Origin of the sequence: Enterobacter cloacae complex sp. 418I7 (assembly GCF_050030705.1) — a bacterium.
GTDB classification, from domain to species: Bacteria; Pseudomonadota; Gammaproteobacteria; order Enterobacterales; family Enterobacteriaceae; genus Enterobacter; species Enterobacter intestinihominis.
In genome coordinates this window covers 1,487,428-1,505,774 of sequence record NZ_JBLGUU010000001.1, presented here as the reverse complement: position 1 = coordinate 1,505,774, position 18,347 = coordinate 1,487,428, and the positions used below count along the sequence as shown (strand labels likewise).

Sequence of the window (18,347 nt, the reverse complement as noted above, 5' to 3'; positions counted from 1 at the left end):
GGATAGTTAATAAATAAGGAAATCAACATGCGCTACTCTGCTTTAACGCTTTTAGTGCCCTGCGCGCTGGTGCTCAGCGCCTGCACTACGCCGGTCACGCCAGCCTTTAAGGATATCGGTTCCCGCAGCGGCCCCTGCATTGAGGGCGGCCCGGACGCCGTGGCGCAACAGTTCTATGATTACCGCATTCAGCATCGCGGTAATGACCTCACCGCCCTGCGCCCGTACCTGAGCGATAATCTGGCGAAACTGCTTAATGACGCCTCGCGCGATCCGCAGCAAAACGCGCTGCTTTCATCCGATCCGTTCTCCAGCCGCGCCACGCTGCCGGACAGCGCCGACGTCGCCAGCGCGTCCACCATTCCGAATACCGACGCACGGAATATTCCTCTGCGCGTGAAGCTAACCCAGGGGACGCAAACCTGGCAGGATGAGGTGCTGATGATCCGTGAAGGCCAGTGCTGGGCAATAGATGATGTGCGCTACATTGGCGGCAGCGTTCATGCTCCGGCGGGCACCCTTCGCCAGTCGATTGAGAACCGCTAACGCATACGTTAAATAAACGTTAACCCCGTAAAATGTCCGGCATTTCATGCGGAATGCCGACATTTATTCTCGCCCCCCTTTCCCGTCGCTATTTTGTGCTATGTTTAAGAGGAAACACGGGTTATATTTAACTTTTAACGCAGAAATATTGCATAACTATTCTGTCAACGGTACTATCTGCGGCCTCAATTGCTATAGATTGCCTGGATGAGTAAAGACTGCCCCGATGAGTATTAAACTAAACGGCATTAACTGCTTCTACGGCGCACACCAGGCGCTGTTCGACATTACGCTGAGCTGCCCGGAGGGCGAAACGCTGGTTTTGCTCGGCCCAAGCGGTGCGGGAAAAAGCTCCCTTCTGCGTGTTTTAAATCTGCTTGAAATGCCCCGTTCGGGAACGCTGGCCATCGCCGGTAACCATTTTGACTTCGCGAAAACCCCTTCTGATAAAGCGATTCGTGAACTGCGTCAAAACGTGGGCATGGTTTTCCAGCAATATAATCTCTGGCCGCATCTGACAGTGGTGCAAAACCTGATTGAAGCCCCGTGCCGCGTGCTTGGCTTAAGCAAAGACCAGGCGATGGCGCGAGCTGAAAAGCTGCTGGAACGTCTGCGTCTGAAACCGTACAGCGACCGTTATCCTCTGCATCTCTCTGGTGGTCAGCAACAGCGTGTGGCGATCGCCCGTGCGCTGATGATGGAGCCAGCGGTGCTGCTGTTCGACGAACCAACCGCAGCGCTGGACCCGGAAATTACTGCCCAGATCGTGAGTATCATTCGTGAACTGGCGGAAACCAACATTACCCAGGTCATCGTGACCCACGAGGTGGAAGTGGCGCGCAAAACCGCCAGCCGCGTGGTCTACATGGAAAACGGGTATATTGTTGAGCAAGGTGATGCGAGCTGCTTCACCAACCCGCAAACCGATGCCTTCAAAAACTACTTATCACACTGATGTGTTAGGGAAATTATAATGAAAAAAGTATTGATTGCCGCGCTGCTTGCTAGCGTCAGCCTTTCCGCTACCGCAGCCCAGACCATCCGTTTCGCCACTGAAGCGTCCTACCCTCCGTTTGAATCCATTGATGCGAACAACAAGATTGTTGGCTTCGACGTGGACCTGGCAAATGCCCTGTGTAAAGAGATCGACGCGACCTGTACCTTCAGCAACCAGGCGTTCGACAGCCTGATCCCAAGCCTGAAGTTCCGCCGTATCGACGCCGTGATGGCCGGTATGGACATCACTCCGGAGCGTGAAAAGCAGGTTCTGTTCACCACCCCTTACTACGACAACTCGGCGCTGTTCATTGGTCAGAAAGGTAAATACGCCTCCGTTGACCTGCTGAAAGGCAAGAAAGTCGGCGTGCAGAACGGCACCACGCACCAGAAATTCATCATGGATAAGCACCCGGAAATCACCACCGTGCCGTATGACAGCTACCAGAATGCGAAGCTGGACCTGCAAAACGGCCGTATCGATGCGGTGTTCGGGGACACGGCTGTCGTGACTGAATGGCTGAAAGCGAACGACAAGCTGGCCGCCGTGGGTGACAAGGTGACAGATAAAGACTACTTCGGTACAGGTCTGGGTATTGCCGTACGTCAGGGCAACACCGAGCTGCAGCAGAAATTCAACGCTGCGCTGGAAAAAGTGAAGAAAGACGGCACCTACGAAACCATCTACAAAAAATGGTTCCAGAAGTAATTCCTGATGAATGAAATTTTTCCTTTAGCAAGCGCCGCCGGGATGACCGTCGGCCTTGCCGTTTGTGCACTGATTATCGGCCTCGTACTGGCGATGTTCTTTGCGGTGTGGGAGTCCGTTAAGTGGCGCCCTGTCGCATGGCTCGGTTCAGCGCTGGTAACTGTGCTGCGTGGACTGCCGGAGATTCTGGTGGTCCTGTTTATCTATTTCGGCTCCTCACAGCTGCTGTTAACGCTGTCGGACGGCTTTACGATTAATCTCGGCTTTGCGCAGATCCCGGTGCAAATGCAGATTGAGAACTTCGACGTCAGCCCGTTCCTGTGCGGCGTAATTGCGCTCTCCCTGCTCTATTCGGCCTATGCGTCACAAACGCTGCGCGGCGCGCTGAAAGCGGTACCGCAGGGACAGTGGGAATCCGGTCAGGCGCTGGGCCTGTCGAAAGCGGCGATCTTCTTCCGCCTGGTGATGCCGCAGATGTGGCGTCATGCCCTGCCAGGGCTGGGCAACCAGTGGCTGGTACTGCTGAAAGATACCGCGCTGGTGAGCCTGATCAGCGTGAACGATTTAATGCTGCAAACCAAAAGTATCGCCACCCGTACGCAGGAGCCATTTACCTGGTACATCGTCGCGGCGGCTATCTACCTGGTGATCACGTTGCTGAGCCAGTACGTTCTGAAGCGTATTGATCTGCGCGCAACGCGTTTTGAACGGAGACCAGGCTGATGCTGGATTATTTACCCGAACTGATGAAAGGGCTGCACACCAGCCTGACGCTGACCGTTGCGTCTATCATCGTAGCGCTGATCCTGGCGCTGTTCTTCACCATCGTCCTGACGCTGAAAACGCCGGTGCTGGTGTGGATTGTCCGTGGCTACATTACGCTCTTTACCGGTACGCCGCTGCTGGTGCAGATCTTTCTGATTTACTACGGTCCAGGGCAGTTCCCGTCGTTACAGGAATATCCGGTTATCTGGCATTTGCTCTCTGAGCCATGGCTCTGCGCCCTGATAGCTCTCTCACTGAACAGCGCGGCCTATACCACGCAGCTGTTTTACGGCGCGATCCGCGCGATCCCGGAAGGCCAGTGGCAGTCCTGCGGTGCGCTGGGCATGAGCAAGAAGGACACGCTGGCGATCCTGCTGCCATACGCCTTTAAGCGTGCGCTCTCTTCCTATTCCAACGAAGTCGTTCTGGTGTTCAAAAGCACCTCTCTGGCCTACACCATCACCCTGATGGAAGTGATGGGCCACGGGCAGCTGCTGTACGGACGTACCTACGACGTGATGGTGTTCGGTGCGGCGGGTCTGGTCTATCTGGTGGTCAACGGTCTGCTGACGCTGATGATGCGTCTTATCGAGCGTAAGGCGCTGGCGTTTGAGCGCAGGAATTAATCACGCCAATGCATAAAACGGTATTCATTGAGCGGGTAACCTGATGGGTTATCCGCTTTTTTTTGCAATAAAGCTAATATTTAATCATTTTTATTGAATATAAATTCATTAGATGGCATTGTATATCCAGGCCGCAGACACGGCGCATAAATAAGACAGACGGGAGCATTACAATGAAAAAGTTAGTTCTGGCCGCATTACTCGCAACCTTCGCCGCAGGCGCATCCGCCGCAGATAAAATCAATTTTGGCGTTTCTGCCACCTATCCGCCGTTTGAATCGCTGGATGCCAGCAACCAGATCGTCGGCTTTGACATTGACCTGGCGAAAGCGCTGTGCAAGCAGATGCAGGCCGACTGCACCTTTACTAACCACGCGTTTGACAGCCTGATCCCGTCCCTGAAATTTAAAAAATACGATGCGGTGATCTCCGGCATGGATATCACCCCAGAGCGCAGCAAGCAGGTCGCGTTTACCGACCCGTACTACGCGAACTCTGCGGTAGTGATTGCGAAGAAAGGAGCTTATAAGTCTTTCGACGAACTGAAAGGCAAGCGCATCGGCATGGAAAACGGCACCACGCACCAGAAATATCTCCAGGACAAGCATCCTGAAGTGAAAACCGTGGCCTATGACAGCTACCAGAACGCAATTATCGACCTGAAAAATGGCCGTATCGATGGCGTATTTGGCGACACCGCGGTCGTGAATGAGTGGCTGAAAACCAATCCGCAGCTGGGTACAGCGACGGAGAAAGTGACCGATCCGCAATACTTTGGTACCGGCCTCGGCATCGCGGTACGTCCGGATAACAAAGCCCTGCTGGAAAAACTGAACGGCGCGCTGAAAGCGATCAAAGCTGACGGCACATACCAGAAAATCAGCGAGCAGTGGTTCCCGCAGTAATCTCTTTTTGCCGGGTGGTCTGGCCTACGGGGGTGGTCTGTAGGCCGGGAAAGCGCAGCGCCACCCGGCAATTTCTCATAGCGGCACAAAGAACCTGAACCGCGCCCCGCTCACGGACTCCATCAGCCTGATCCCGCCACCGTGCAGCTCCAGCATTCTCTTCACGATTAACAGCCCTAATCCCCCACGGTTCTCCCGCGACGCCTGAGGATTTAACGCTGACGGTCGCTGGAACAAATCGTCGCGCAGCGAGGCATCTACGCCCGTACCATTGTCTGCCACTTCGACCTGAAGTCGTTCATTCTCCTGCCAGACCGCCAGACGAATTTCTCCGCCGCTCGGCGTATGACGGATGGCGTTATCCAGAAGATTAGTGACCACGCGCTCGATCATCGACACGTCGGCGTTCACCAGCGGCAATCGCCCCGGTACATCAATACGCAGGTTCACCTCGCGCGTGCGGGCGGTAAGTTCAAACTTCTGCGCCACGTCGGAAATCAGTTCAGCCATGGCAAAACGCTCGCGCTGGGGCTTGATGCCGCCGTGCTCAAGACGCGCCAGCTCGAACAGCTGCTGCGACAGATGGCGTACCTTTTGCCCCTGACGCAGCGCGGTAGCGAGGTACTGCTGATGCTCCTGCGGCGACAGCGTGGCGGATTTCAGCGACAGCGTTTCCAGATAACCCAGCAGCGACGTCAACGGGGTGCGTAAGTCGTGCGAAATGTTGGCGATAAACTCCCGGCGCTGGCGGTCGCTGTCGGCCAGCCGATCCCACTGAGAGGTGATTTTGCGCGCCAGCTCGATAAAGGTATTGCGCAGGATCGCCACTTCATCCTGGCCGGCAGGCTCGAGCGGCTGGGCCGCCAGCTGCTTAATCGCGCTGATGCTGTCCTGCTCCAGCCCGGCCACGTCCAGCGTGAGCTGTTTAACCGGGCGCGTCACCCAGTACCAGAGCAGCAGCCCCGCCAGCAGACCAAACAGCGCCACCAGCAGCATCGACCACAGCGCCGTACTCCAGAGCGCTTTGTGCCAGGCCATCTCCGCCAGCGCGTTGGACTCCTCCCCCTGCAAAATAATGTACAGATACCCCTTCAGCTCGCCGTCCTGCCGCAGCGGGGTGGCGCTGAAGACTTTCTTATTCTGGCTTCGGGGATCGTCGCCAAACACCGGCATCACCGTCCCGCTCAGGAAATTCTGTATCGGCGCGAGGTCAATTTTTTGCCGCTGAATGTGCCCCGGCGGGGCGGCATCGGCCAGGATATCGCCATCAGGCGAGACAACATACAGCTCGACGCTCGGATTAAAGGTCATCAGCCGGTCGAACAGCGGCTTTAAGGCGCTGCGATCCACCCTGCCCTGCGTATCCAGAATCGCTTCCCGCTGCGCAATCTGCTGCGCCAGCCCGCCGGAGAGACGCTGCACCATCGCATTGCCGTACTGCATGCTAACGTAGAGCTGTACCGCACAGGCGACGGTGGCGCAGAGCAGCAGTAACACCGTAAACAGCAGCGTCAGGCGCTGGCTCAGGCTAAAGCGACGCATCATGATTCTGCTCCGCAAATTTGTAGCCTTTGCCCCAGACGGTGCGAACGATCTCCGGCTCGGCGGCATCTTTCTCTATTTTGATGCGCAGGCGGTTAATATGAGTGTTGACGGTGTGTTCGTAGCCTTCGTGCTGATACCCCCACACCTGCTCCAGCAATGCCAGCCGTGAAAAGACCTCTCCGGGATGGCGGGCAAAAAAATAGAGCAGTTCAAATTCACGCGGGGTGAGATCGACGTGTTGACCGTTAAGACGCACGGTGCGCGCCAGCGGATCGATAGTCAGACCGTGCGCCTGAATAATGCCGTCCGTCTGCGCCTGGCCCATCGCCTGCTGACGACGAAACAGCGCCTTAATGCGGGCAATCAGCTCCTGCACCGAGAAAGGTTTTGCCAGATAATCATCCGCCCCGGTTTCCAGGCCGGTAATACGGTCAGTTTCACTGCTGCGGGCGCTAATGATGATAATGGGCAGGTAGCGGGTCATCTGGCGGATACGGCGGCAAATCTCCAGACCATCAACATTCGGCAGCATCAGATCGAGGATCACCGCGTCCCACGGCTGTTTTTTCAGAAGCGGTAACGCCTTTCCCCCGTCCGGCTCGTGGGTAATGGCGTAGCCTTCATCTTCCAGGTTAAGACGCAGGAGTGCCGCGATATCGTGGTCGTCTTCTACCAGCAGGATCTGCTTCATGGGTAAGCCTTCAATCATTTGTTATGACGTAAGCTTACCTGATTTCGAGCGGGGGAAGAGTTCACATTTTGTTTAAGATTTCACGAGCAACGTCAGCACTTCGTAATGCGCAGTGTGCGGGAACATATCAAAGAGCTGAACGCGCGCAATGCGGTAGCCCGGCAGGCTGGCGATATCCTTCACCATGGTCTGCGCGTTACAGCTGGAGTAGACGATGTACTCCGGCGCCATCTGGCTCAGGTAGTCGCAGAGCGCCTGGCCGATACCCCGGCGCGGCGGGTTCACCAGCACCAGCTCCGGCACGTTGCCCTGGCCGGTGGCGAACCGGGTCGAGTCCAGCGCCTGGAAGTGCAGATTCGTCAGCCCCAGCTCCGCGGCGGACTGTTTCGCGCAGGCGATGGCCTCCGCAGAAATTTCAATCCCGGTGAGCTGCATGTCTGGCGTGGCACAGTGCAGGCCAAAGCCGCCGACGCCGCAGAACAGATCCCACATGTGATGAACCTGTAACGCACGCACCCAGTCGCGTGCGGTCGCGTACAGCGCGCTGGCGACGGTGGGGTTAGTCTGGAAGAAGCTTTGCGGACGGATCCACAGCGGCACGCCGTTGAAATTCTCCGCCAGCGCATGCTGTTCGGTGAAGAAAATCTCTTTCTCTCCTTCCATGATCGCCATATGCACCGGCTGAATATTAGCGGTAATGACCTTGAGCTGCGGAAGCTGTTCCTGCAGCCACGGCAACACCGCGCGAAGCTGCTCCAGTTTGGTTTCCGAACGCAGCACAAAGCGCAGCATCATCCCGCCGTCGATTTGGCTTTCGGTCAGCAGAAGGTACTTAAGCTCGCCGCGCCTGCGGGCAACGTTATAGGGCGTTAACCCCGCGCGGGCGATAAAGGGTTTCAGGGCGGTAAACACCGGCTCAAACGAGGCGGGATACAGCGGACAGCCGGTGAGATCGACGGGCGTGCCGTCACGGTGCAGCATGCCCAGCAGCGGCTTTTCGACGCTGCCGCTGACCACCATTTTGGCTTTATTACGAAAGCCCTGCTCCGGCCCGCTGACGGGTGCGCACCACTCGCCCACCGCGTGTGCTGCCAGCAGCTGTTGCAGGTCGGCCATTTTGGCGGTGAGTTGTTGAGGGACCGGCTGTTCTATCCACTGACAGGAGCGGCAGCGTCCGGCGTCATAGAGTGCGCACTGCATATGAAAACCTTAAGAATCACGAGGGCTGCGATTATACACATTATTGCAGGCGGAAGAACCGCCGACTGGAGGCGGGAACATAGAGCAGGCAGAGCACCAGCATGTCCGGCAATTTTTGCATCACTAAGGAATGGAAAATCTCGCGGCGGGAGCCGCCGGGAATGCTGAACAGCTCCGGATAGCCATAGCCCAGCGAGGCGGCCCACAGATAGCTGGCGGCGGTGATCTGCGTAAGAAAATATACCCAGCGCGCCCAGTTGCGCCCCTTTACCAGCGAGAACGCACAGTAGATCTCAATAAACACCAGCATCAGGCTGCTGAGAAACACCAGCGTCAGATTCCACGTCTGCGCGCTGCGGTGAATGAACTCCCCCATGCCTCGCGGGCCCAGCGTGTTCATAATCATCAGCACATCCAGGCAGCGGATCATAATAATGGCGAGCGCCGCCACCTGCACCAGCGCAGGGACGTTCGGACGGGCGTGCGAATGACGTGTTTTTTGCAAGAATCCCAATGTTTTTACTTCCCTGAAAAACAGTGCCGCGTCATACGCGGCACATCACTGGAAATAATAATTCCTTCAGCCGCGTCTTGCACGCTGGATATCGCGCACGCGCTGCTTTTCCGCGCGCGCCATCAAATACCAGGCGATAAATCCGACAATTCCGACCACGCCGAGGATGATGGAGGCCAGGGCATTAATCTCCGGATTCACCCCCATGCGCACGCTGGAGAAGACCAGCATCGGCAGCGTCGTCGCGCCTGGGCCCGAGACAAAACTGGCAATAACCAGATCGTCGAGCGAGAGCGTGAACGCCAGCAGCCAGCCGGAGATCACCGCCGGCATAATCATCGGCAGCGTAATGATAAAAAAGACCTTCAGCGGCGTGGCGCCAAGATCCATCGCCGCCTCTTCAATGGAGCGATCCAGCTCGCGCAGCCGCGAGGAGATGACCACCGCCACATACGCCGTACAGAAGGTGACGTGCGCCAGCCAGATGGTGAGCATCCCGCGATCCGCTGGCCAGCCGATGGCGTGCGCCAGCGCGACAAACAGCAGGAGCAGCGACAGACCGGTGATGACGTCCGGCATCACCAGCGGGGCGGTGATCATAAACGCAAAACCATTTGCTCCGCGAAAACGGCCGAAGCGCACCATCACCAGCGCGGCAATCGTGCCCAGCACGCAGGCCATCGTCGCCGCCAGCGCCGCAATGGTCAGGCTCAGCCCCACCGCGCTCATCATCGCATCATCGTGGAACAGCTCGCTGTACCAGCGCGTCGACCAGCCCGCCCAGACGGTGACCAGCTTAGAGCTGTTGAACGAGTAGATCACCAGCATCAGCATCGGCGCATACAGGAAGGTAAAGCCGATAATCAGGATCAGAATTCGCCACGGGGAGCGTACTACCGGTAAGTTGTTCATCCGTGGTCTCCCATCTGTTTCTGCTGATGTTTGTGGAACCACATGATCGGCACGATCAGCAGCAGTAACATGACAATCGCCACCGCCGAGGCCACCGGCCAGTCGCGGTTATTGAAAAACTCCTGCCACAGCACGCGGCCAATCATGATGCTGTCCGGCCCGCCGAGCAGTTCGGGGATCACAAACTCCCCGACCGCCGGGATAAACACCAGCATCGATCCGGCGATGATCCCGCCTTTTGTGAGCGGCACAATGACGCTGAAGAACGTCTTCAATGGGCGTGCGCCGAGATCCAGCGAAGCTTCCACCAGCGAGTAATCGATTCGCGTCAGCGCCGTATAGATTGGCAGCACCATAAACGGCAGATAGGCATAGACAATCCCGATATACACCGCAAGGTTGGTATGCAGGATCGTCAGCGGCTGGTCGATCACCCCAAGCCACAGCAGGAAGTTATTCAGTATGCCGTTATTCTTCAGGATCCCCATCCACGCGTACACGCGGATCAGGAAAGATGTCCACGACGGTAAAATGACCAACAGCAGTAAAATATTTCGCGTCGACGGCTTGCTGTGCGCCACTGCCCACGCCAGCGGGTAGCCCATCAACAAGCAGCAGATCGTTGAGATCGCCGCAACCTGTAACGACTGTAAATAGGCTTCGAAATAGAGCGGATCCTCAGTCAGTTGCAGGAAATTCCCAAGGTTTAAGGTCAGCGTCAGTTGCCCGTCGGCCCACTCCCACAAATCGGTATACGGCGGGATCGCCCGCGCCATCTCCGCCAGGCTGATCTTAAAGACGATCAGGAACGGCAGCAAAAACAGCAGGATCAGCCAGATATAGGGCATGGCGATGACCAGCTTGCGGCCATGCGCCATCTGCACGCGCGCCAGCCAGTGCGAGAAACCGCCCGGTTTTTTGACGCGGGCTGGAGGTTCAAGTGTGCTCATGACCGCTCCTTATACCGTCAGGACTACGCAACTGTCCGCATCCCAGCACAGGCTCACTTCGTCGCCCCAGGTTGGCTGTCCCTTGCGATACCGGTGTTCGTTCTGTAACTGGGCGCTGAGCATCTGCCCGCTTTTCAGGCGGACATGGTAAATCGACAGATCGCCGAGATAGGCGATGTGTACCACTTCGCCCACGGCAAAGTTATAGCCATCGGCGGGCGGCTCATCGCAAAGCATGATTTTTTCCGGGCGCAGGGCAACGTAAACCGGCACGTTGTCCACCACGGAATTATCAGAATCAACCTTAAGCGGGTGCACCAGCCCCGGCGATTCAATCACCAGACCGTCTTCCTGGCGTTCCTTCAGCAGCCCTTCGAAGACGTTTACCGAGCCGATGAACTCCGCGCTGTAGCGGGTTGTCGGGTGTTCGTAAATCTCCTCCGGCTCGCCTATCTGCACGAACTTACCGCGATTCATGATCGCAATGCGCCCGGCCATGGTCATCGCCTCTTCCTGGTCGTGCGTCACCATCACGCAGGTCACCCCTACGCGCTCAAGGATATCCACCACTTCCAGCTGCATCCGGTCGCGCAGCTTTTTATCCAGCGCGCCCATCGGCTCGTCGAGCAGGAGTAATTTCGGCCGTTTGGCCAGACTTCTTGCCAGCGCCACGCGCTGACGCTGGCCGCCGGAAAGCTGATGCGGCTTACGCTTCGCGAACTCCTGCATGTGCACCAGGCTCAGCATCTCCGCCACGCGCGCGGTGATTTCGGCTTTCGGCAGTTTGTCCTGCTTCAGGCCGAAGGCGATGTTCTGCTCGACGGTCATGTGCGGGAACAGGGCATAGGACTGGAACATCATGTTAATGGGCCGCTGGTACGGCGGCACGCTGGAGAGGTCTACCCCATCCAGCACGATCTGCCCGGCGGTAGGTTGTTCAAACCCGGCCAGCATGCGCAGCAGGGTCGATTTACCGCAGCCGGATGCGCCGAGCAAAGCAAATATTTCACCTTTGTAGATCGTCAGGCTGACATCGTCCACGGCATGCTGGCCGTCGAAGGATTTGGTGAGGTTACGAATTTCAAGAAGCGGGGTCAGCGCTTTACGGACTTTCGCCTGCGGGCGGGGGATCGCGTCATTCACGGGGTGCTCTCCGGCATAGATCAACACTGGTGCAAACGCACCGTCAGGGTGCGCATCGCCGGGCGGCGCTAACGCTTGCCCGGCCTACGGGATTTGTCGGCCCGGTAAGCGACAGCGCCACCGGGCAACGATATCAAACGCCGTTACTTACCGCTTTTCACCTTCGTCCACGCGCGGGTACGCACACGGTCAATTTTCGGTTCCTGCACTTTCAGGGTGAACAGCTTGGCAAACACATCGGCTGGCGGGTAGATCGCCGGATTATTGCGGATTTCTTCGCTCACCAGCGGCACGGAGGCCTTGTTACCGTTGGCGTAGTAGACGTGGTCGCTGATGTGGGCAATCACTTCCGGACGCATCAGGTAGTTGAGGAACTGATACGCTTCCTCTTTGTTTTTCGCATCAGCCGGCATCGCGAAGACGTCGAAGAACGCCAGCGCCCCCTCCTTCGGAATGAAGTAGGAAACATTCACGCCGTTTTTCGCCTCTTTCGCACGGTTCGCTGCCTGCCAGACGTCACCCGCCCAGCCGATGGCCACGCAGATATCCCCGTTAGCCAGGTCGTTGATGTACTGAGAGGAGTGGAAGTAGCGAATATTCGGACGCAGCTTTAATAGCAGGTTGGTCGCCGGACCGGTGTAGTCGTCGGCCTTGCTGCTGTTTGGATCTTTGCCGAGATAGTTAAGCACGGTGGCGAAAATCTCTTCCGGCGCATCGAGGAAAGAGACGCCGCAGCTTTTCAGCTTCTCGAGGTTTTCCGGCTTCAGCACCACGTCCCAGCTGTCCAGTTTGACGTCCGGGCCCAGCGCCGCTTTGACTTTATCCACGTTAAAGCCAATACCAGTGGTCGCCCACAGGTAAGGCATGGCGTATTTGTTGTCCGGATCATGCTTCGCCACCAGCTTCAGCACTTCCGGATCGAGGTTTTTCCAGTTCGATAACTTGTTCTTGTCCAGCGGCTGGAAGACACCGGCGGTCAGCTGACGCTCCAGGAAGCTTGCAGAGGGCACCACCAGGTCGAAACCGGTACTGCCCGCCATCAGTTTGCCTTCCAGTACTTCGTTGGAATCGAATACGTCGTAGACAACCTTAATGCCGGTCTCTTTTTCAAAATTCGCGACGGTGTCCGGCGCAATATAGTCAGACCAGTTATAGACGTGCAGCGTTTTTTGTTCCGCAGCGAGCGTGCCGGCAGAGACGGCCATCAGAGCACCCGCAACCAGACCCGATAACCATTTTTTATTCAAGGCGATCATATTGTTATTCCTTCTGAAAGCTCGTTAACAAACGAACCAAAACTGTGCAGCCTGAAGATATGCAATATTCATGCATAGTTTGTCGCTCTGCCCGAAATAAAATATACCCCTCTTCCCGGCAGGTTCCGCTCGCTTTTTTTAAGCACCGCAAGAATAACTGTAGCCCGTGTCTCCGGCTATAGCCCAGACGAAAAAACGCCTTTTATCAATTTTTTATGCAGATTATGTCTACGTGATAAGCCGAAACGGCCCGAGAGGAGGTGAAAAATTCTTTAAAGAAAGGTTAAAAGCAGCAGAAAAAGCGGTGTTATGCAGCCGCTCTGGTAGCGACTGCGCAAAAGTCAGACAGGCTTAGTGGAGAAAATTGGAAGATGCATCATTATTCTCGGCATCATCTTCCGCGCTATACAGCAGGTGATGTGCGTTGGCTTCCATCATTACCATGGAAATTTGCTCTTCGCTCAGGCGCATAAACCAGGCGAACTGTTTGAAGGAGAGCCCCGCGCCGGAGAATAAAGACTGGCAAACCACCAGCTTCGGCAGATTATCATCCTGTATGTCGAGAAACGCTTTCACCGTCAAAGAACTGGCGTTAATCGCTGACAGATCGGATGCCAGTGCAAGCAGCGCTGAAGGCTTCACTTCAGCCAGCGCCGAGAACAGGATCACGTCGTTAATCAGATCGATTTTGGCATCAAAAATACCATCGAAATTTTGCATGTGAGGCAGATGCAGCGCCTGGCAGGAGTCGCATTCGAAAAAAGTAATACCGGCATCATCGAGCCATTGACGTAACGTATCCAGTGTAGGTACGACCTGTAAATCCATCGCTGTGCAGCCTCTTAAATAAAAACGTTGTCCAGCTTACGCAAAAAGTGCGCGCCGATCCATTTAACCGCCCGTTTTCAGGCAAAATCCCGGCGTCGCATGGCGTTCAATCCATGCGATCATTTTACCTGCAATATCGACGCCTGTGGTTTTTTCCACCCCTTCCAGCCCCGGCGAGGCGTTAACTTCCATCACCAGCGGCCCGCGGTCGGCACGCAGCAGATCGACCCCCGCCACATCCAGGCCCAGCGTCTGCGCCGCTTTCACCGCAATCTCGCGCTCGCGCTCGCTGATAAGGGCCACCCGCGCGATACCGCCGCGGTGCAGGTTAGAGCGGAAGTCGCCCTCTTTCGCCTGCCGCTCTATGGCGGCCACCACTTCATCGCCCACCACAAAGCAGCGGATGTCGCACCCTTTGGCCTCTTTAATATACTCCTGCACCAGAATATGGGCATTCAGACCGCGAAAGGCGTCAATCACGCTTTCCGCCGCCTGACGCGTCTCCGCCAGTACCACCCCAATACCCTGCGTGCCTTCCACCAGCTTAATGACCAACGGCGCACCACCCACCATGTCGATTAAATCGCTGGTGTCGTCCGGGGAGTGAGCAATCCCGGTGACGGGCAGATCGATCCCCTGGCGCGCCAGCAGTTGCAGCGAGCGCAGCTTATCGCGGGCGCGTGAGATCGCCACGGATTCATTGAGCGGATAGCTTCCCAGCATTTCAAACTGGCGCAGCGCGGCCGTGCCGTAATAGGTGATCTGGGAGCCAATGCGGGGAATTACCGCATCAAAATGCGGGAGTTTGCGGCCTTTGTAATGAATCGACGACGCCGCAGGGTCGATGTTCATATAGCAGGACATCGGATCGAGGATCTCAACCTGATGTCCGCGTTTCGCCGCCGCTTCTCGCAGGCGTTTACATGAATAGAGCGTTCCATCCCGGGACAATATGGCAATTTTCACCCTGCACCTCTCTAAAGACATGGGAAAAGCCTGCCTATCATACACGAGGCGCAGGAGGAAGGGACTATCGCGTTGCCCAGCCCTGTTTGTGCAGGTAATCAAGAATGAACGGGCGGTTTTCTTTAATGATGGTGCGACGAATATGGTCGCTCCAGGTATCGCGGCGGTTGTTGCTGTCGCGCGTCAGATAGTAGTTCGCCAGCTCTTCATCGTATTGATGCAGAACGTCCTGATCGACCGGCTGGTAGTGGTTTTCATGCACCAGCATCGCAGCAGGAATACGCGGCTTCAGATCCGGGTTATCCGCCGGCCAGCCGAGGCACAGACCAAACAGCGGCAACACGTGTTTCGGCAGCTTCAGCAGTTGCGTCACGCTTTCGATGTTATTACGCAGCCCGCCGATATAGACGCCGCCAAGCCCCAGCGATTCCGCCGCCGTGAACGCGTTTTGCGCCATCAATGCCGTATCCACCACGCCCAGCAGCAGCTGTTCCGCCAGCCCCAGCTCCGCCTTAGGACAGATTTGCAGGTGACGGTTAAAATCGGCGCAGAACACCCAGAACTCAGCCGCCTGGGCAACGTGCTTTTGTCCGCCCGTCAGCGTTACCAGCTGCTCACGCATCGCCGGATCGGTGATGCGGATAATGGAGCTGCACTGCAAAAAGCTGGAGCTGGAGGTGCCTCTTGCGCTGTCGATGATCGCGTCCCGCTGCGCCTGGGTGATCGGCTCATCGGTGAAATGGCGAATGGAACGGTGGGAACGAAGCAGGTCAATGGTTGGCGTCATTTTGTCTCTCTTTGTATTGCGTAAAACGTATGGCAGCCAGTATAGGCAATGATCCACCTGATGTAATTGGCGAAACATAGCCTGACTGTATCAAAGTGACAGGTGAAACCTTCTTTCCATGACGGCAGGTTATCGTGCACTATAGGGATTATTCGCCGTCAGGCTTGTTTTTTGAGGAGAGAGAAATGTTTGCAGTAATTTTTGGTCGTCCAGGATGCCCTTACTGTGTGCGCGCGAAAGAGCTGGCTGAGAAACTGACTGAAGAACGTGATGATTTCAACTTCCGTTACGTGGATATCCACGCGGAAGGCATCAGCAAAGCCGATCTGGAAAAAACCGTGGGTAAACCGGTTGAAACCGTGCCGCAGATCTTCCTCGATCAGAAACACATCGGCGGCTGCACCGATTTCGAAGCGTACGCCAAAGAGCACCTGGGCCTGTTTGCCGCTCAGTAATGCTAAGACGCCCTCACCCTGAGGGCGTTTTTATTTATGGTGCTTCCGCTGTTGCAGCAGGCTGCGCATAAATAAGAAACAGAGCGCGCCCAGCGCACACCAGAAAACGCCACTCAGTAGCCACGCCACTTCCTGCCAGACGCTTCTCGACGAGAGAAACAGCACGCGCATCAGAAGCAGGCAGAGGGGCGCCGCAAGGATGGCCCCCAGCAGCGGCATTACCACCTCGCCTTTGCGCGAGAGAAAACTGGCCACTACCCCCGGCAGGATGAAGAACAACAGGCCCAGCTCGGGATGACCGGACGCTCTGAAGGCGCCCTTCACATTAAAAGCAAGCGACATGCAAACGACCGTAAACAGCAAAAAGCAGCTGATTACGCCAACCCAGTTTCGTTTAAAGTTCAAACTATCCTCCTGACTTATCTCTATCAAATACAAAAATCGTCCGGTGGACGCCCAGTCAGATAAAGCATTGCGGCAATCCTTGCCAAAGCACGCACACAAGTCGTGCGATAATAGGTGGCTGTCGGTAGCTATTACGATTAAACTAACCGCCTGCTAGTGTTTAGGGTATTTATCAGGAAGCAGGGAGGTGCAAAGTGATTCCCTGACTCTGAAAACAGTAGCCCAAATAGTCCTTTCATTCAACAACTTACTGGTAAACAAGAAGTTAGCCTCCGTGAATATAAACGTCGCAGACTTGTTAAATGGGAATTACATCCTGTTATTATTTGTGGTACTGGCACTGGGCCTTTGTCTGGGTAAATTGCGCCTGGGTTCAGTTCAACTTGGTAATTCCATTGGCGTTTTAGTCGTCTCCCTGTTATTAGGTCAGCAACATTTCAGTATTAACACGGACGCGCTTAACTTAGGTTTCATGCTGTTTATTTTCTGCGTTGGCGTGGAAGCCGGTCCGAACTTTTTTTCCATTTTCTTCCGAGACGGCAAAAATTATCTGATGCTGGCGCTGGTGATGGTCGGCAGCGCCCTGCTGATTGCGTTAGGGCTGGGCAAACTGTTTGGCTGGGACATCGGCTTAACGGCCGGTATGCTGGCAGGCTCGATGACCTCCACGCCGGTGCTTGTTGGCGCGGGGGATACGCTTCGTCATTCTGGCATGGCAGGCACGCAGCTTTCCGCCGCACTGGATAACCTGAGCCTGGGCTATGCCCTGACCTATCTGATTGGTCTGGTGAGCCTGATTGTGGGCGCGCGCTATCTGCCAAAACTTCAGCACCAGGATCTCCAGACCAGCGCCCAGACCATTGCCCGAGAGCGTGGTCTGGATACGGACTCCAAACGTAAAGTATACCTGCCGGTGATCCGCGCCTACCGCGTCGGGCCAGAGCTGGTTGCCTGGACCGACGGGAAAAACCTGCGCGAGCTGGGGATCTACCGTCAGACCGGCTGCTACATCGAACGTATCCGTCGTAACGGCATTCTGGCAAACCCGGACGGTGACGCGGTGCTCCAGATGGGCGATGACATCGCCCTTGTTGGCTACCCGGACGCCCACGCGCGTCTCGATCCGAGCTTCCGCAACGGGAAAGAAGTGTTCGACCGCGACCTGCTGGACATGCGTATCGTCACCGAAGAGATTGTGGTGAAGAACCACAACGCCGTGGGCCGCCGTCTGGCGCAGTTGAAGCTGACCGACCACGGCTGTTTCCTCAACCGCGTGATCCGCAGCCAGATTGAAATGCCTATCGACGATAACGTGGTGCTTAATAAAGGCGATGTGTTGCAGGTCAGCGGCGATGCCCGACGTGTTAAAACCGTTGCCGACCGTATCGGCTTTATCTCGATTCACAGTCAGGTGACGGACCTGTTAGCCTTCTGCGCCTTCTTCATTGTTGGCCTGATGATCGGAATGATCACCTTCCAGTTCAGTAACTTTAGCTTCGGCATCGGTAACGCTGCCGGTCTGCTGTTCGCCGGGATCATGCTGGGCTTCCTGCGAGCGAACCATCCCACCTTCGGCTACATCCCTCAGGGAGCGCTGAACATGGTGAAAGAGTTCGGTCTGATGGTCTTTATGGCGGGTGTCGGCTTAAGCGCCGGGAGCGGCATTGGCAATGGCCTGGGTGCGGTCGGCTGGCAAATGTTGGTTTCCGGACTTATCGTCAGCCTGGTACCGGTAGTCATCTGCTTCCTGTTCGGCGCCTACGTGCTCCGCATGAACCGCGCCCTGCTCTTCGGCGCGATGATGGGCGCGCGCACCTGCGCACCGGCAATGGAGATCATCAGCGACACCGCGCGCAGCAACATCCCGGCGCTGGGCTATGCAGGCACCTACGCCATCGCCAACGTGCTGCTGACGCTGGCAGGTACGCTGATCATCATTATCTGGCCAGGACTCGGATAAATCTCAAGTTTGCGCGTGGCTGAAAAAATTTTCGTTACGCGCAGAACTTTTTACACAGGTCACAGTCATAACTATTGCCACTGCTTTTCTTTGATGTCCCCAATTTGTGGAGCCCATCAACCCCGCCGTTTTGGTTCAAGGTTGATGGGTTTTTTGTTGTCTGAAGTTCGTGACCTTTTTAATCAGGT

The 18,347-nt window shown here is 56.1% G+C and carries 20 protein-coding genes; 8 read left to right on the top strand and 12 right to left on the bottom strand.

Annotation, left to right across the window (positions count from 1 at the left end):
- Positions 1 to 27: 27 nt before the first annotated feature.
- The 6 genes from ACQG0S_RS07180 (at position 28) to artJ (ending at position 4,547) form a co-directional block, all read left to right on the top strand.
- Entirely contained in the window at positions 28 to 546 is a 519-nt protein-coding gene (locus ACQG0S_RS07180) for a lipoprotein (RefSeq protein ID WP_022647580.1), read from the top strand.
- Positions 547 to 772: 226 nt separating this feature from the next.
- Positions 773 to 1,501, top strand: coding sequence for an arginine ABC transporter ATP-binding protein ArtP (artP, locus tag ACQG0S_RS07175; RefSeq protein ID WP_006809439.1), 729 nt, complete (start codon positions 773 to 775; stop codon positions 1,499 to 1,501).
- An 18-nt stretch (positions 1,502 to 1,519) separates the two neighbouring features.
- Positions 1,520 to 2,251: an arginine ABC transporter substrate-binding protein ArtI gene (gene artI / locus ACQG0S_RS07170; RefSeq protein WP_006174322.1), complete on the top strand. Its 732-nt coding sequence runs from the start codon at positions 1,520 to 1,522 to the stop codon at positions 2,249 to 2,251.
- Between the two features lie 6 nt (positions 2,252 to 2,257).
- The gene (gene artQ, locus ACQG0S_RS07165; protein ID WP_003858367.1) at positions 2,258 to 2,974 is read left to right on the top strand and encodes an arginine ABC transporter permease ArtQ; all 717 of its coding nucleotides are present in this window, start codon (positions 2,258 to 2,260) and stop codon (positions 2,972 to 2,974) included.
- Positions 2,974 to 3,642: an arginine ABC transporter permease ArtM gene (artM, locus tag ACQG0S_RS07160; protein WP_022647579.1), complete on the top strand. Its 669-nt coding sequence runs from the start codon at positions 2,974 to 2,976 to the stop codon at positions 3,640 to 3,642. The genes artQ and artM overlap by 1 nt, the downstream gene beginning before the upstream one ends.
- 173 nt (positions 3,643 to 3,815) lie before the next feature.
- Entirely contained in the window at positions 3,816 to 4,547 is a 732-nt protein-coding gene (gene artJ / locus ACQG0S_RS07155; RefSeq protein ID WP_015571008.1) for an arginine ABC transporter substrate-binding protein ArtJ, read from the top strand.
- 75 nt (positions 4,548 to 4,622) lie between these two features.
- On the opposite strand, the gene ACQG0S_RS07150 is transcribed toward artJ, so the two are convergent.
- The 11 genes from ACQG0S_RS07150 to nfsA form a co-directional block, all read right to left on the bottom strand.
- Complete coding sequence (locus ACQG0S_RS07150; protein WP_023299687.1) at positions 4,623 to 6,092, bottom strand: sensor histidine kinase; 1,470 nt, start codon at positions 6,090 to 6,092, stop codon at positions 4,623 to 4,625.
- Positions 6,076 to 6,783, bottom strand: coding sequence for a response regulator transcription factor (locus tag ACQG0S_RS07145; protein WP_063199656.1), 708 nt, complete (start codon positions 6,781 to 6,783; stop codon positions 6,076 to 6,078). The genes ACQG0S_RS07150 and ACQG0S_RS07145 overlap by 17 nt, the downstream gene beginning before the upstream one ends.
- Positions 6,784 to 6,855: 72 nt before the next feature.
- Positions 6,856 to 7,983: a 23S rRNA (uracil(747)-C(5))-methyltransferase RlmC gene (gene rlmC / locus ACQG0S_RS07140; RefSeq protein WP_046618486.1), complete on the bottom strand. Its 1,128-nt coding sequence runs from the start codon at positions 7,981 to 7,983 to the stop codon at positions 6,856 to 6,858.
- Between the two features lie 40 nt (positions 7,984 to 8,023).
- A complete protein-coding gene (locus ACQG0S_RS07135; RefSeq protein WP_087878582.1) occupies positions 8,024 to 8,521 on the bottom strand; it encodes a YbjO family protein in 498 nt (165 codons plus the stop codon).
- Positions 8,522 to 8,563: 42 nt separating this feature from the next.
- Positions 8,564 to 9,409, bottom strand: a complete 846-nt coding sequence (gene potI / locus ACQG0S_RS07130) for a putrescine ABC transporter permease PotI (protein ID WP_022647574.1) — start codon at positions 9,407 to 9,409, stop codon at positions 8,564 to 8,566.
- Entirely contained in the window at positions 9,406 to 10,359 is a 954-nt protein-coding gene (potH, locus tag ACQG0S_RS07125) for a putrescine ABC transporter permease PotH (RefSeq protein WP_022647573.1), read from the bottom strand. The genes potI and potH overlap by 4 nt, the downstream gene beginning before the upstream one ends.
- Positions 10,360 to 10,368: 9 nt before the next feature.
- Complete coding sequence (gene potG, locus ACQG0S_RS07120) at positions 10,369 to 11,502, bottom strand: putrescine ABC transporter ATP-binding subunit PotG (RefSeq protein WP_006809449.1); 1,134 nt, start codon at positions 11,500 to 11,502, stop codon at positions 10,369 to 10,371.
- A 143-nt stretch (positions 11,503 to 11,645) separates the two neighbouring features.
- The gene (potF, locus tag ACQG0S_RS07115; protein ID WP_048966121.1) at positions 11,646 to 12,758 is read right to left on the bottom strand and encodes a spermidine/putrescine ABC transporter substrate-binding protein PotF; all 1,113 of its coding nucleotides are present in this window, start codon (positions 12,756 to 12,758) and stop codon (positions 11,646 to 11,648) included.
- Positions 12,759 to 13,109: 351 nt separating this feature from the next.
- Complete coding sequence (locus ACQG0S_RS07110; protein WP_022647571.1) at positions 13,110 to 13,586, bottom strand: YbjN domain-containing protein; 477 nt, start codon at positions 13,584 to 13,586, stop codon at positions 13,110 to 13,112.
- 63 nt (positions 13,587 to 13,649) lie between these two features.
- A complete protein-coding gene (rimK, locus tag ACQG0S_RS07105) occupies positions 13,650 to 14,552 on the bottom strand; it encodes a 30S ribosomal protein S6--L-glutamate ligase (RefSeq protein ID WP_032621711.1) in 903 nt (300 codons plus the stop codon).
- Between the two features lie 64 nt (positions 14,553 to 14,616).
- Positions 14,617 to 15,339 (bottom strand): nitroreductase NfsA, encoded by a 723-nt coding sequence (nfsA, locus tag ACQG0S_RS07100; protein WP_048966120.1) that lies wholly within the window; start codon positions 15,337 to 15,339, stop codon positions 14,617 to 14,619.
- A 185-nt stretch (positions 15,340 to 15,524) separates the two neighbouring features.
- Between nfsA and ACQG0S_RS07095 the strand changes: the two genes are divergently transcribed.
- Positions 15,525 to 15,794, top strand: coding sequence for a GrxA family glutaredoxin (locus tag ACQG0S_RS07095; protein WP_014169305.1), 270 nt, complete (start codon positions 15,525 to 15,527; stop codon positions 15,792 to 15,794).
- 30 nt (positions 15,795 to 15,824) lie between these two features.
- On the opposite strand, the gene ACQG0S_RS07090 is transcribed toward ACQG0S_RS07095, so the two are convergent.
- Positions 15,825 to 16,199: an inner membrane protein YbjM gene (locus ACQG0S_RS07090; protein WP_023299682.1), complete on the bottom strand. Its 375-nt coding sequence runs from the start codon at positions 16,197 to 16,199 to the stop codon at positions 15,825 to 15,827.
- 274 nt (positions 16,200 to 16,473) lie between these two features.
- On the opposite strand from ACQG0S_RS07090, the gene ACQG0S_RS07085 reads away from it, so the two are divergent.
- Positions 16,474 to 18,159, top strand: a complete 1,686-nt coding sequence (locus tag ACQG0S_RS07085) for an aspartate:alanine antiporter (protein WP_001024855.1) — start codon at positions 16,474 to 16,476, stop codon at positions 18,157 to 18,159.
- Positions 18,160 to 18,347: the final 188 nt, after the last annotated feature.

What these genes read in the sequence shown, in the direction of transcription:
- ACQG0S_RS07180 (WP_022647580.1), top strand. Translation starts at nt 28, where the DNA reads ATGCGCTACTCTGCTTTAACGCTTTTAGTGCCCTGCGCGCTGGTGCTC.
- artP (WP_006809439.1), top strand. Translation starts at nt 773, where the DNA reads ATGAGTATTAAACTAAACGGCATTAACTGCTTCTACGGCGCACACCAG.
- artI (WP_006174322.1), top strand. Translation starts at nt 1,520, where the DNA reads ATGAAAAAAGTATTGATTGCCGCGCTGCTTGCTAGCGTCAGCCTTTCC.
- artQ (WP_003858367.1), top strand. Translation starts at nt 2,258, where the DNA reads ATGAATGAAATTTTTCCTTTAGCAAGCGCCGCCGGGATGACCGTCGGC.
- artM (WP_022647579.1), top strand. Translation starts at nt 2,974, where the DNA reads ATGCTGGATTATTTACCCGAACTGATGAAAGGGCTGCACACCAGCCTG.
- artJ (WP_015571008.1), top strand. Translation starts at nt 3,816, where the DNA reads ATGAAAAAGTTAGTTCTGGCCGCATTACTCGCAACCTTCGCCGCAGGC.
- ACQG0S_RS07150 (WP_023299687.1), bottom strand. Translation starts at nt 6,092, where the DNA reads ATGATGCGTCGCTTTAGCCTGAGCCAGCGCCTGACGCTGCTGTTTACG.
- ACQG0S_RS07145 (WP_063199656.1), bottom strand. Translation starts at nt 6,783, where the DNA reads ATGAAGCAGATCCTGCTGGTAGAAGACGACCACGATATCGCGGCACTC.
- rlmC (WP_046618486.1), bottom strand. Translation starts at nt 7,983, where the DNA reads ATGCAGTGCGCACTCTATGACGCCGGACGCTGCCGCTCCTGTCAGTGG.
- potI (WP_022647574.1), bottom strand. Translation starts at nt 9,409, where the DNA reads ATGAACAACTTACCGGTAGTACGCTCCCCGTGGCGAATTCTGATCCTG.
- potH (WP_022647573.1), bottom strand. Translation starts at nt 10,359, where the DNA reads ATGAGCACACTTGAACCTCCAGCCCGCGTCAAAAAACCGGGCGGTTTC.
- potF (WP_048966121.1), bottom strand. Translation starts at nt 12,758, where the DNA reads ATGATCGCCTTGAATAAAAAATGGTTATCGGGTCTGGTTGCGGGTGCT.
- ACQG0S_RS07110 (WP_022647571.1), bottom strand. Translation starts at nt 13,586, where the DNA reads ATGGATTTACAGGTCGTACCTACACTGGATACGTTACGTCAATGGCTC.
- nfsA (WP_048966120.1), bottom strand. Translation starts at nt 15,339, where the DNA reads ATGACGCCAACCATTGACCTGCTTCGTTCCCACCGTTCCATTCGCCAT.
- ACQG0S_RS07095 (WP_014169305.1), top strand. Translation starts at nt 15,525, where the DNA reads ATGTTTGCAGTAATTTTTGGTCGTCCAGGATGCCCTTACTGTGTGCGC.